General features: G+C 53.5%; 11 protein-coding genes. 8 read left to right on the top strand and 3 right to left on the bottom strand.

The genetic code is table 11. From position 1 onward, the window contains the following. Window positions 1–331: 331 nt before the first annotated feature. The 8 genes from JMJ16_RS38050 (at window position 332) to JMJ16_RS38015 (ending at window position 11,022) form a co-directional block, all read left to right on the top strand. Window positions 332–1,036: a hypothetical protein gene (locus tag JMJ16_RS38050; RefSeq protein ID WP_201370310.1), complete on the top strand. Its 705-nt coding sequence runs from the start codon at window positions 332–334 to the stop codon at window positions 1,034–1,036. Window positions 1,037–1,714: 678 nt separating this feature from the next. Then, on the top strand, window positions 1,715–3,352 hold the full coding sequence (locus JMJ16_RS38045; RefSeq protein WP_201389975.1) for an MDR family MFS transporter: 1,638 nt from the start codon (window positions 1,715–1,717) through the stop codon (window positions 3,350–3,352). A 75-nt stretch (window positions 3,353–3,427) separates the two neighbouring features. Next, window positions 3,428–4,081 carry an HlyD family secretion protein gene (locus tag JMJ16_RS38040; RefSeq protein WP_201381514.1) on the top strand — a complete coding sequence of 218 codons (654 nt, stop codon included), beginning with the start codon at window positions 3,428–3,430 and terminating at the stop codon, window positions 4,079–4,081. A gap of 33 nt (window positions 4,082–4,114) precedes the next feature. Further along, window positions 4,115–4,645 (top strand): hypothetical protein, encoded by a 531-nt coding sequence (locus JMJ16_RS38035; RefSeq protein ID WP_201389973.1) that lies wholly within the window; start codon window positions 4,115–4,117, stop codon window positions 4,643–4,645. A gap of 272 nt (window positions 4,646–4,917) precedes the next feature. Then, window positions 4,918–5,556, top strand: a complete 639-nt coding sequence (locus JMJ16_RS38030) for a TetR/AcrR family transcriptional regulator (protein ID WP_201389971.1) — start codon at window positions 4,918–4,920, stop codon at window positions 5,554–5,556. A gap of 291 nt (window positions 5,557–5,847) precedes the next feature. After that, complete coding sequence (locus tag JMJ16_RS38025; protein WP_201389969.1) at window positions 5,848–8,046, top strand: tetratricopeptide repeat protein; 2,199 nt, start codon at window positions 5,848–5,850, stop codon at window positions 8,044–8,046. Between the two features lie 33 nt (window positions 8,047–8,079). Beyond that, a complete protein-coding gene (locus tag JMJ16_RS38020; protein ID WP_201389967.1) occupies window positions 8,080–9,342 on the top strand; it encodes a VWA domain-containing protein in 1,263 nt (420 codons plus the stop codon). Between the two features lie 87 nt (window positions 9,343–9,429). Further along, window positions 9,430–11,022, top strand: a complete 1,593-nt coding sequence (locus JMJ16_RS38015; RefSeq protein WP_201389965.1) for a tetratricopeptide repeat protein — start codon at window positions 9,430–9,432, stop codon at window positions 11,020–11,022. A gap of 129 nt (window positions 11,023–11,151) precedes the next feature. Here the strand turns inward: JMJ16_RS38015 and JMJ16_RS38010 are convergent, their stop codons facing one another. The 3 genes from JMJ16_RS38010 to JMJ16_RS38000 all read right to left on the bottom strand — a co-directional run bounded on the left by JMJ16_RS38010 (window position 11,152) and on the right by JMJ16_RS38000 (window position 13,013). Then, window positions 11,152–11,565, bottom strand: coding sequence for a hypothetical protein (locus JMJ16_RS38010; RefSeq protein WP_201389962.1), 414 nt, complete (start codon window positions 11,563–11,565; stop codon window positions 11,152–11,154). A gap of 170 nt (window positions 11,566–11,735) precedes the next feature. Next, a complete protein-coding gene (locus JMJ16_RS38005) occupies window positions 11,736–12,695 on the bottom strand; it encodes a hypothetical protein (RefSeq protein ID WP_201389960.1) in 960 nt (319 codons plus the stop codon). Window positions 12,696–12,704: 9 nt separating this feature from the next. Continuing rightward, a complete protein-coding gene (locus JMJ16_RS38000; protein ID WP_201389958.1) occupies window positions 12,705–13,013 on the bottom strand; it encodes a 4Fe-4S dicluster domain-containing protein in 309 nt (102 codons plus the stop codon). Between the last annotated feature and the right edge of the window lie 2 nt (window positions 13,014–13,015).

Here is a 13,015-nt window from a genome sequence, read left to right as displayed (position 1 = left end):
TATTACCCTCCGCTTGTAGTAAAGCCGCATAAAAATGACATTAAAAAAAGAAACATCGAGCATATTGGCATGATTTATTTGACAATGACACATTGGCGGTTGTAATATAGCAAGCGAGACAGTTCTCATTGAGCTGCTTTGATTCTCTATCGGAAGCGCCCTTGCTTTCCCTAGCGAGAAAGGTAGAGTCATGCCGCCAGGTGATGAGTCCCATCAAATGCCGCGGAGGAAAATACGCTCAAGTTCTTTGGAGTATTCGACGACGAATGATTCGAGTCCACGAAATACACGAATCGAAGGTCGATATACTACAGGTTCAAGATTTAATGCAGTGGATGATATACTTGAGGATTCACGCCCTCACACCAGCGTTGTACGTTTAAGTCAGCAACCCTCTCAAGTAAATCGAACCACGGCAGCAAGTTTTCCCACAACGACTGTTCCGCAGCGCCGCCAGGCAGCAACCACCAATGATTTGCCTCGTCAAGCTCCACGCACCACCACCTACCAGCCTCCCAAGAATGCTCCACGTCAGCCAAAAAGGAACGCCGCTTCACGTCCATCGGCTACGCATCATCGCATTCACTGGCTTCTTCCCCTGGGTGTTGGTATGCTGGCTATGCTCGCCATCTGGATTACTGGTTCCTGGGCGTTGGCGTGGGCACATCAAGTTTCCGACGATGTGCACTATGGGAACCCTCGTACCTATCAAGTCGATGCTGTCGTTGGTCATGGAACCGACGCGACGACGCATCCCAGCCATTTCGTTGCCATTAACCTGAATCGCCAGGCGGTGGTCTTTGAGATGGTTGCCGGTGATCCCGCCAAGTCGATAAGCTATGTGGCACCTATCTATATCGCTGGCGATGGAGGCGATAAGGCACCTGTCACCCTGGAATTTAGGGATGTCAATGGAGATAGTAAGCTGGATATGATTATTCATATTCATCTACCTGCCCAGGAGCAGCTCTCCGTCTTCCTTAATGATGGGAACAAGTTCCGCCCCTCCACCAACAACGATAAAATTCACCTATGACAGGCACACGCTTTTTTGTGGCGTGCTTGTACACAAGAGAACGCGGATTCTACCTGGTCGTGTAACTCTATCTTTCCCTTACCAGGTAAGAACCCGCGTTTTTGTTATTTTATGGAATGAGGGTGTGTGATGGGAGGCTAGCGGAGCCAGCCTCCCATCACACACCCTCATTCCATAAAGCGTCGCAGACGCTGAGAAATCCTCCAAGAGAGCGAGGGGTATAGTCTGGGCAATTGCCAGACTATACCCCTCGCTCTCTCTATCTCCATATCCTCCTGGATAAGCCGCATAAGCAATTATGGCTATTTTTTAAAATGCCGATATATCCCTATTGACAAATGCTATGACGTTCTGGTAAATTTATGACTATAAAGTCAAACTTCCAAGCTTAAGTCAAACTAAGGGATGGATGGTCATGTTTTAGCTTGTTTGGTCAATCTATAAACGGCTGAGGCGTGAGATACTTCCCTGATTAACCTGGTTAAGCGTTGCCAACTGAATGACAACCCTGTAACCGTATGTCCTGCCATCATTGTGCAAGGTTCCCTTTCGGGAAGGCCTTGTGCTATGTGTAACCTGTGAGCGCTATAAGCATTGCACCTATCGCTTCAAGGTTGAATCTGCGGTGATATCTGCTAGCTAGAAGTGCTGTAATGGTAACGCAAAGGAGGTTCTCGAATGCAAGTTCCTGCCCCGGCTGCAAGGCGGGAAGGAGGTCTCCCTTATAAGTGGATCGTGGCTTGTGTGGTGATTTTTGGTACCTTTATGTCTATCCTGGACAGTACCATCGTCAATATCGCCATTCCGCGCTTACAAAGTGCCTTTGGAACAGACCTGAACAGCGTGCAATGGGTGTTGACTGCCTATACACTTGCTCAAGGTGTGGCCACTCCACTGACGGCCTTTCTTGCTGACCGTGTTGGTATTAAACGTTTTTATATCATGTCCCTGGTTGGCTTTACATTGGGGTCCGCCCTGTGCGGCATCGCCTGGAGCTTACCTGTTCTGATCATCTTCCGTATCTTTCAGGGGGTAACGGGTGCCTTCCTGACTCCGCTGGCGATTACTCTGCTCTATCGCGAGTTTCCTCCTCAGGAGCGCGGTACCGTCATGGGTGCCTTCGGTGTGCCGATTCTAATCGCCCCGGCGATTGGGCCGACAATTGGCGGCTATATCGTCACCTACATCAACTGGCAATTGATCTTCTACATTAACTTGCCTATTGGTGTTGTGGGTCTACTGATGGCTTTCTTCTTCCTGCGTGAGGGAGAGATCATTCGTAACAAAACCTTTGACATTCCTGGTTTCCTTCTCTCGGCAATTGGCCTGGGCCTCCTGTTGTATGGCCTCTCCGACGCCAGTACTGATGGCTGGCTCTCGGGACCTGTGCTTGGAACGCTGGCTGGAGGCGCACTGCTACTGATCCTCTTCATTTATGTCGAGCTCAGTGCCGCTCGCCAGGGGCGTCACCCTCTGCTTGATCTGACTGTATTCACAGATCGTTCGTTTACCACCAGTAGCATCGCTAGCTTGTTGGTAACCTTCTCGCTGTATGGTGGCCTCTTCCTGGTCCCGGTCTACCTGGAGAACCTACGGGGGTTGAGCGCATTTAATGCGGGCCTGGTTCTCTTGCCACAGGCCTTTGCCTCGATGATCACGATGCTTCTCGGAGGACGCCTGGTAGATAAATTTGGTGTGCGTGCGATTGTTATTCCAGGCCTGGTCATTATGAGCATCGCTCTCTGGTTGTATTCACTGCTGGATCTCTATATTCCTATTGGTCAGTTCCAATGGCTGCTAATCCTGCGCAGTTGCGGTATCGGGCTGTGTATGCAGCCGCTCATGGTTTCGGCCCTATCCAATATTGAGCCACGCCGTCTCTCGCAGGCCTCTTCGGTGAGCACAACACTTCGCTTCGTTGGTAGTTCGCTCACAATTGCTATTCTGGCAACAATGGTGCAGAGTCAGAATAAAATCCATTATGCTCACCTCGCCGAGCGTGTCACAGCAACCTCTCCACTTGGGAAGCTGGTTGTGATGCTCCAGGGCGCTTTGATGGGCAAGGGCCTCTCGGCAACCGCGGCTTATGCCTACGCGCTGAAAACGATCGGTGGTTTGCTGCAAAGGCAGTCTTACATGCTTGCTATGCAGGATGGTTTCCGTTTGAGCTTCTACCTGGGAATCATAGCTATCATCGCGACACTCTTCGTTAGTGGTGCGAAGAAGAAAAAGACCGCTCAAGAAGAGGCTTCAATGAGCGAGGAGGAGCGCGCTGAGGCTGAAAAAGCTCGCGAAGAGGCTTCACTCGCCGTTTAATCTCATACACTTGTTCTTTAGCACAAAACAGCACATTTATTCATCAGCATTTATATACCTAAGGAGGATACGCACGTGCGTCGTCTCATTCTTGTTCCCGTTCTTGTTTTCGTTGCGCTCCTGGCTATCGCGGGCGCCGCAGGTTACTGGGTCTACAATAGCTACTACTTCTACTCTACCGATGATGCGCAGATCAACGGGCAGATTCTCAATATCAGCAGCCCCCAGGCGGGTCAGCTGGTTGACATGAGCGTTAAGCAGGGCGATAAAGTGACCGCCGGAGAAACCGTTGGCACGATCTCGACCCTTTCTCAGACCGGTCAGAAGGTAACCGTGAATCTGACCAGCCCTATTGATGGTACAATTGTGCAGGAGAGCGGAGTCGTCGGTCAGAGTGTCACCCCGGGTGCGTCACTGGCTCAGGTGGTTGATCTGAGCAAGCTAAATGTTGTGGCTTATGTCGACGAGGGTCAGCTCAACAACATCAAAAATGGTCAGGATGTGGACATCACCGTTGATGCCTACAATGGCGATTCGTTCACCGGCCATATTGATCACATCGTTCAGGCGACCGCGGGCCAGTTCTCCCTGTTGCCCTCAACGGATATGTCCAGCGGCAACTTCACCAAGGTTGGTCAGCGTGTTCCCGTGGTCGTTACCCTTGACACCAATGGTGGGCATAACCTGGTTCCTGGCCTGAGCGCCGAGGTCAAGATCCATCTGCACTAAGGTGTCTCCTTATAACCTGGAAAGGAAGTTCGCATGTTAATTATTGGAGGCCTGATCGTCGTCGCCGTGCTGGCGGTTGTGGGAGCTTTTCTCCTGGCACGTGGCGCCGGTCAGGAGACGGGGGCAACTACACCTGTTCCCGCACCCGTCGCGGAGCAGCCTGCGACTCCAGCGCCAGCGGCAACGCCGCAGCAAGAAGCCGCTTCGGTCGCAGATGCGCCTACGGTCTACCAGGACGCGCAGACAGGCGATCTGAGCGCTTCGCATCCCTATCCAACGCCCAGGGCCGCGTATACCGATCCTGCTACTGATTTCGCGGGTGCGCAGTCAGGTGAGTATCTCAATGTTTCTTTCCCGGTCTTTGCTCTGCGCCAGGAAGTCCATATGCTTCAGGCACAGGTCTACCAGCTTTCAGAGCATCTCCAGGTACTCAATCAGCATGCTCGTGAAATTGAGCAGCGCCTGAGTCATGTGCATGAGATGCTGCCTCCAGGTGAGCAGGAAGAGACGGCCAACAGCGCATTGGATTCACGAAACTCTTTCTCTGAGGGCCATACCTACTAACCTTATAGCGCCAAAGCTCGTGCCCCTATCGAGAGATAGGGGCACACCGGAGAACTAGTTTCCCATACCTGGTGAGCCAGTTCTCCTACCCATCGCACTAGCCATCCATTTAGGGAGCATTCTCATCTATAGCCCTTATCTTCACAACGGCGTGAAATGTAATATTGAAGTACGTCTTTGTATAGACTGCTACATTACGTACGATCAGCCCCCATGAACAATAGGGGTACTGCTTTCATGCTTCATTTTTGCTCTACACTGGAGGGAGCCACATGCATGAGCCTATACCTGCGCTCTCGCTTAAAGAACGTCAGCGTCAGCAGCGTAAAGCACTTATACTCCAAGCAACCGAAGAAGTTTTGCTGGAAAAGGACTACTATGAATTATCAATGGATGAAATCGCTGCTCGTGTAGGTATCGCCAAAGGCACACTCTACCTCCACTTTGCTCGTAAAGAGGACCTGGTTCTGGCCATTCTGGAGGAGCAGCTCCAGGGCATCATTCAGATGTTGCAGAGTATTGTTGCTACTCCTGGTTCGGCTCAGGTGCGCCTGGAAATGATTCTCAAGTCAGTCTTTATGAGCCTGCGTGGCCAGAGGGGGCGCCTGCTCTATGCACTCTTTGGCGCCGTTGAGCTACGCTCTATTCTCAAAGAACATCATCGCTCAATGTTTGATCAGCTCGCGTCCATACTTATGGGACTTATCGAAGAGGGGAAGACCAGTGGCGAGTTTGATCCCTCTCTACCCAATCCCATCGTGCTCCACACCTTTACCAGTATGCTCGCCTCGTATTCTTTTAAACGTTTGCTGCTCAGCGAGGCGATAAAGCCAGAGGAGCTTGTGGAGTATGTCAGCTTGATCTACTTTCGTGGTATTGCCAATCCAGCTTCTCACTCCCTTCCCGAATGACGCTGCTAAAGCACGCGCCTACATATACAGGACTTCTCGCCACTGCGTGGCTCGCTGGGTCAGGATATGTGATGGGAGGTGGGAGGCTGGCTTTGCCAGCCTCCCACCTCCCATCACATATCCTGACCCATACCCCTGATCTCCTTTTGATATTTTTTCTGGCCTCGCGTTTATCCAGGTAGGATGTGACTCTTGAGGTAATACTCTTTGTAGTCACATCTGATATTGATGTCGCTATTTTTTGCTCTTCCAAGATGAAGAAGGTAACGCTGATTTTTAGAAGGAAATCATATGCGAACCTGCCCCAGTTGTCGGCAAACGGTGTCTATGAGCGATGATGCCTGCGAGAATTGTGGTGCGATTCTCACGCAGATTACGGTTGCGCCACGCCTGGCCACAACTTCTCAGCCCACAGCCGCGTCGCTGCATTCAGCGCCTGTGGCAACTGTAACCCCTACGATTTGTCCAAATTGTAAGTCTGCACTCCAGCCTGGTGATGATGTCTGCGAAAACTGCGGACTAGTTGTGAGTGGCGTCTTGTTAGCTAGCACCTCTCGACCTGTCTCCAGTACTACCACCCAGACGAGCAACCTGTGCCCTCGTTGCCATAAGGCGTATAAGAGCAATGCTCGTTTCTGCAATGGCTGTGGCTACCACTTTCCTGATCCAGTGTCTGCACCCGCAACCCTTGCCAGTATGGTGAGCGCTCCTCAGACCGATCCGCTCTCGCGCCTGAGTGTGGGCCAGGTCCTTAACTCAAAGTATAAAATTGTCAAAGAGATTGGCGCGGGCGGAATGGGAGCGGTCTTCCTGGCTGAGGATACTGTGCTGAAGCGCCAGGTCGTGATCAAAGCTCTGCTGAGCGAAGACGATTCGGATATGGTGGAGCAGAGCGTCAAGGAGCGCGAGTTCCTGGCCGCGATCAAGCATGCGAATATCGTATCGATCTACGATTTCATCACGATGAATCGCAAGGGTTATATCGTCATGGAATATGTCCATGGCCAGACGCTGGAAGACTTGCTGCTGGCGCGTGGCAAGCCTCTACCTGTGGCCGAGGCCATTGGCTATATTCTGGACATCCTCCCCGCCTTTACCTACCTGGCGAAGCTGGACCTGGTCTATTGCGATTTTAAGCCCCAGAACATGATGGTCGAGCTATTAAAAGATGGTAACCAGATCGTGAAATTGATCGATATGGGTACGGTTATTAAGTATGAGCCACGGCCGAAGGATGTGTATGGAACGCATGGCTTCTATGCCCCCGAGGCGGTCAAGCACCCTTCGTCCCAGACCGATCTCTACTCTATCTGTCGCACGCTGGCCTACCAGGTCTCCTTGATGGACCTGGCCAATCCCATGTTTGGCATGCCTATTGTTGAAAACTATCGCATCTTTCGCGACTACCCTGCGCTCTATCGCTTGCTTGTCAAAGGAACGCACAGCAAGCCAGAGCAGCGTTTCCAGAGTGCCGATGAACTGGCAGACCAGTTGCGCGGCGTCTTGCGCCAGATTGTAGGTGGCAAGGCCAGCGAGCCTATTGCCTCTAAACTCTTCGCTCCCGGCATTCTGACGACGACAGGTAAGCTTGGGTTTCGTGGCGAAGCTGCCCTCGATGAGCGTGACCCCGTGATTGATACACTGCGTTATGGTGACCAGGCATTACGGGCTGGCAACTATGTCGGTGCACGAGGTTTCTACAATCAGGCCACGCGCAACAACCAGCGCAGCCTCGATGCTCATTTGCGCCTGGCCGAGGTGTATATCGACCAGGGCGAGTATAGCCTGGCTCTCTCCGAAGTCACACTGGCCCAGCGCCTCTCCCCCAGTCACTGGAAGATCTCCTGGTATACCGGGCGCCTGCTGGAGGCTCAGGAACGGTATAACGAGGCCGCTGCCCAGTATCGCGAATTGCTCGCCGAACTGCCCGGCGAGCTACCGCCTCAACTGGCCCTGGCGCGTGTAAACAATCGCTTGCAGCAGCACCAGGCGGCAGTTGATCTCTATAGTGCTGTGTTGAAGGCTGATCCTGCCAATACCGAGGCGGTCCTCGGCGCAACCGACTCACTGATGAAATTACAGCGCTGGAGTGATGCCGCGACGCTTCTGGGTGGAGTGAACGAGGCTGCGGCCCGCTATATCGATTCCCAGCTCTTGCTTATCAACATCTACATCCAGCATATGCAGCCTGTAGATGAGAAGAACGTGCAGAAGGCCACGACCGTTGTGACTGCCCTGGAGGGGCGCACCGAGGACTCGCGCTACTTTCTGGTTCGGGGACACGTCTATCGTACGGCCTGGGAACTGGCGAAGCGTGGCGCACTCGCGAAAGGCGCCAGCCTTCCCGGCGTTAGCGCTTGTTCACCGCGTGTTCTGGGAAGCGCCGCTGAGCATGGTTACAAAGAGTACCTGCGCCGCGCCTCACATCCCGCCGACCGTGAGCAGGTTGTGAAGTATCGTCTCCAGGTTGCGCCCTGGCGTTGGTGGTAAGAGACGCAACGAAAGAAGAGAAGGACATCCGCTATGTTTAGCTTACGTGCATATCAAAACCCCTACCTGCAAGTGGGCCAGAATACAATCCAGGTCGTTATCTCCCTGCATGTCGACGATAATGCCCAGTTCACACCTGCTCCCCTCTCGCTGGCCCTGGCTATCGATCAATCGGCCTCGATGCATGGAGCGAAGATGCAGGCCGCGCGCGAAGGTGCGATCCAGGTTGTGCAGGCCCTCGACGAGACGATGCAATTTATGCTGGTCTCCTTTAATGACGCTTCACGTCTGCTCTTTGGCCCTGCCATGGGGACGAGTGCCAATAAGCGTAGCGCCGTCGCCACCATCCAGCGTATTACGGCGACGAATGGAACGCGCATGAGTACCGCGCTCAATATGATTGTTGAGCATCTGGGACGCGATCAGTCACGGGCGCGCAAGGTATTGTTCTTAACTGATGGGCGTAACGAGGGCGAGACGCGTTTCCGTCTCAATGAGGCGGTGGAGCGCTGTCGCGTGGCGAATATCAGTATTAGCGCCTGGGGCGTGGGTACGGATTGGGATGCTAACGAACTGCGCCATATGGCCGATAGCACCCATGGTAGCGCGGACATTATCCCCCAGCCCCAGCAGATTATTCCGGCTTTTACCCTGGCCTTTAACGAGATGCGCCGAACGGCGATCACGCATGCCACGCTTGACCTATGGTCGCCCGCTGGCGTGAAGATCACGCGTATGCAGCAAGTCTATCCTTCCCTGGCTGAGTGCCAGCTTGAGGGCGATGGCGCGAACCCACGCCAGGTGCATGCCTCGCTTGGCTCTCTCTCGAGGGGCGAGCAGCGCGATTATCTGCTCAATCTGGAGATCCCAGTGCATGATCCAGGTCAGCCTTTCCTGATGGTGCGCCCCAGCGTTCGCTACCTGGTAGGAGGTGGGACCGAGCAGGTGCAGAAAAGTACTCAGGATGGCTGGGTCTTTGTCGAGTGGACCGAGGATCTCAACCTGGCGGCCCAGGTCGAGGAGCATATCGCCCACTATACGCACGAGGAAGAGCTCTCCGATACAATCAAGCAGGGACAGGCCGCGCTGGTCGCTGGCGATGTCGTGCGTGCGACCAAACTGCTGGGCGAGGCCTTGCTTATGAGCGAGCAGAGCGGAAACGAAAAGATTACGCATCTGCTTTCCAACCTGGTCTTGCGCGACGATAAGGGAACAATTCGTCTCAACCCTCATGTCGATGCCGTGGCGCGTAAGACGCTGGCCATCAATACAGGACGCACCTCCAAGCTCAAGTAGACTATTGCTTTACGCAATTGGGAAACGCTCTATAGGAGAACGTGTATGGGTCGAACATGAGGCCCATGCTTGAAGGAAAAATAGATCATGGCGAAGCAGATGGGGCAGATAATGACCCCCTATTCAAAGGCGGCACCTGCGCCAGCCAGTAGCCGCTTTCTGGGTGTAGACTGGGCGCGTTTCTGGCAATGGCTAGGTGGCACATACAAAGGAAAGTTTTCGACCCTTGCCAGTTGCCTGTTATTACTGGCTGTCATCCTGACCCTTGTATCCGCGCAGGCAATTTCGCGCTCCTCTGATGATCTGATGACCATTGCTCAAGGAAGTGTGCCGAGCGTAGATGCCGCACAATCCATGTCACAGTATATTGAAGATATCGATGCCAAGGCCGCCGACTACCTGGTGACCGCTGAGCTGACGCAGTATGCGAGCTGTGTCCTGCCAGAACAGCCACGTACGACCTACTCCTTGACAGTACATGACTGTGATGATCAGACCATCAGTTCCGAGATGCTGCTTTTCAACCAGCAGCTCTACCTGGCGGCGCATAATGTGACCTATCCGGGCGAGCGCACCGCGATTGAGCGGATTATGGCAGGCTCCCAGGAGTATATGGCTGCCATCGAGCGCATGCGTACCGAGTACATCCAGGCGAAAGATAAAGGTGATGCCAGTGAGCCACACCTGCAAAATGCCTGGAAGGCTTACCTGGATGCCAGCCAGGTGTTGCATACGAAGATTGGTTGGCAGTTACCGCAAGATAGCGATGGGCATATCATCTTTCCCGAGGCGAACCCACCTGTTTGTACACTGACGAGTCAGGGCGACAGTGTTCCGGCGGAGCAGTGGGCCGCTGGCAGTATCGAAGATAATATTACCTGCTTGAATAACATCAATAAGACCTCTCTGGATAATGCCTATGTGGATACGCAGAATTTTTTGAGTGGAACCTTTGCCCTTCTGGTGCTATTGTGTGGCCTGCTCACGTTGCTCTTGCTTTGTGGCTCGATCTATATGGCCGTGACAACGCATCGTGTGTTTAATCTTGGTCTGGTACCGGCTTTCCTGGTGGGCCTGGTCTTGAGTGCGAACCTGCTCTCGCTCTTTGGTACCATGATGGGCCAGCACGGCTCCTTTGGTCAGGCCGTGAAGGATGATTATGACAGCGTCTACTATGCCGCGCAGTTGAAGCGTTATGGCACGATGGCCAACGGCGATGAGTCGCGCTGGCTGATCTCGCTTAAATTCAACGATCAGGAGCAGGCACGGCACTGGCAGAACGATTGGGAGCTGAACATCCGCCAGGTGAATACATTGATCAGTCATGCTCAGCAGAATCGCACCTGGCCTGAGGAGGACCAGCCTCTGGCCGATATGAGCCAATACTGGAAGAGCTACACCGATATCGATACGCGGATTCGTACTACAGCCAAAGACCAGAACGATGACCAGCGTATCGCGGACGCTGAAATGCTGAGCACTGGCCAGTCCAACGATACTTTTAACACCTTCAGTAATGCAGTTGATCGCCTAAGCCAGGCTAATCGCTCCCACTACGGCGGGACCGTTGCCAGCACGCAGAGCGCGCTCTCGCTCTATGTGCTTTTGTGCTCGATTCTCTTTCCGCTGGTCGGTTTTGCCTCTGTCTGGGGCATCGGTCGTCGCTTTAGAGACTTTTAATCCCGAGTCGGTCAGTCTGACGCTGAAGTGAGCAGACAAAAGGCGACGGCTGTGTTTCACGTGAAACACAGCCGTCTCGCTGGAGGGGCCAACGCTACTAAAGTACGCGTCTACATATCGTAGACCATATTAGAAGTCACTCTCGATATATTGGTGTCGGCCTCCGTGGAAGATGTCTTCATAGTGCTCAGAGACGCGTTCCTGGGGAAAGAAGCGCAGCATATTTGTCGCGAAGAGGGCGAAGACACCCCAGTCCAGCCCGGCGTCCAGGGGAATGCCCAGAATATTGCCAATGACTGGCAGGATGGTTCCCGCCAGGATGACCTCCGTGTCGGGGATGAGGAGGAGCGCAAGCAGGAGCGCCACGGTCCCACCAAACGCGAATTTGCGGAACACTGGCACGCGCCTATCCGCCATCAGGCGCTTGATCAGCTTCCCTGTTTTTACGAAGTGGAAAAGGATCTCAAACCGTTTGGGATGGCGTAATAGGTGTACGGCGTGCTTTTTTGCCTGCTCCCGGTAACTGCCTTGTTGTTGCGTCATGCCTTGCTCTCCTTCTTGGCGCACCTGCTGTTTTTCCATCTGGGCAGCTCCAGCAATTCCCTTCTATATAATACGTTCCAACTCGCCACTTCGTTTATGGAAAAGGTAAGAAGATATGAAAATTTGTGGCGCGGGCATTCGCCCGCGCCACAAATTTTCATATCTTCTTATTAATGTCCCATCCAGGTTGGAATGAGGAGCTGCAAGGCGTAGACGATGTGCCAGATCGTCAGACCTAGCGTGACCAGGGCCAGGAAGATATGGAGCGCGCGCCAGTAGCGCAATACATAGCGGTAGAACTGCTCTTTTTGTAGTGCCAGTTGCACAACTTGTAACTCGCGCATCTGTCTCTTGAGGTTGGGAGCCTGTTGTCCTGTTGTGCCTGAGCGTGGCTGTAACTCGTGTGGCGTCTCTTCAAGGGTGATATATGCCAGGTCCCACGAGGGAGGAAGTGATATGCCTGCAAGCGAGCGCTCGCGAATGGCCCCTACGGGCGCGCCATGCATGCTTTCTCCTGGACGGCCTTCGCCAAAGAGCAGCCCAGACAGGCTGAGGTTGTCCGGACTCTTGTGAGCCTGCTGCCTGGGATCGCGCTCTTCCGTCAGGGCTTGTAGTTTCTGTGAGATTCTCTCAATTCTATCCTCGCCTGAATCTGTTAGGGCATTGCGTACCTCGCGTGCAATGAGCCGGGGAATGATGCGATCCAGGACTTTGCCGACTATGCCACACATGACCAGGGCGAGCATGCCGTATAAGGCATATGTACCCGAGCGAGGATTAAAATTGCCGAAACTATGCAGGATAAGGAGCCCCAACCCCATCAGGCCAAAGCCGATATGCCAGTTGAGGGCCGCGTTAAGCTTTCCTATAGCTTTGCGGCGTGTCCGGCGCGTCAGGCTATAGCTAATGGCAGCAAGCAGAAAACAGGCGATGCCACCGAAGGCTAAGGCATAGCCCAGGAGACTGTCTGGCGAGTTATCCGTGCTGAAGCGTCCCCACCAGAGGTAAAGTCCGAGGCCACCACCCAGCACAAAAAGCGCGAAAAAGAAACTGCCCACCCATGAACTGTTCATATAGAAGAAAAGCAAGGGATAGCCATGCGCCCCTGGCTTGTTTGATTGCATCGGCATACGCATAGGTTAACCTCTCCAATCGTCGCGTATTAGCCGCACTTTGAGCCACATCATCATTGCGTCACGATGCAATCCCACCGGACAGGGTGAGACACAGGCTCCACACTGGTAGCATGTCCTGGCAAAGCGGGCAACGGCAGGCGAGATGGTTCCCGCTACAGTCTCGTGGTTTAAGCGATCTATGGTGATGGGCTCAGCCAACGCGGGGCAGGCGAGGAGACACTCATTGCAGCCGATGCAGGCGTTAATCTCTTGCATGACTTGTGGCCCTGTCTTATGGAGTAGGACTGGTTCTTGCTTAAAGATCTTACTCAACC

It is taken from the genome of Ktedonobacter sp. SOSP1-52, assembly GCF_016587395.1.
This window is presented reverse-complemented; position numbering and strand designations above follow the sequence as displayed.

Coding starts and splice junctions, on each gene's coding strand:
- JMJ16_RS38035 (WP_201389973.1), top strand. CDS start 4,115: ATGTTAATTATTGGAGGCCTGATCGTCGTCGCCGTGCTGGCGGTTGTG.
- JMJ16_RS38030 (WP_201389971.1), top strand. CDS start 4,918: ATGCATGAGCCTATACCTGCGCTCTCGCTTAAAGAACGTCAGCGTCAG.
- JMJ16_RS38025 (WP_201389969.1), top strand. CDS start 5,848: ATGCGAACCTGCCCCAGTTGTCGGCAAACGGTGTCTATGAGCGATGAT.
- JMJ16_RS38015 (WP_201389965.1), top strand. CDS start 9,430: ATGGCGAAGCAGATGGGGCAGATAATGACCCCCTATTCAAAGGCGGCA.
- JMJ16_RS38020 (WP_201389967.1), top strand. CDS start 8,080: ATGTTTAGCTTACGTGCATATCAAAACCCCTACCTGCAAGTGGGCCAG.
- JMJ16_RS38005 (WP_201389960.1), bottom strand. CDS start 12,695: ATGCCGATGCAATCAAACAAGCCAGGGGCGCATGGCTATCCCTTGCTT.
- JMJ16_RS38010 (WP_201389962.1), bottom strand. CDS start 11,565: ATGACGCAACAACAAGGCAGTTACCGGGAGCAGGCAAAAAAGCACGCC.
- JMJ16_RS38045 (WP_201389975.1), top strand. CDS start 1,715: ATGCAAGTTCCTGCCCCGGCTGCAAGGCGGGAAGGAGGTCTCCCTTAT.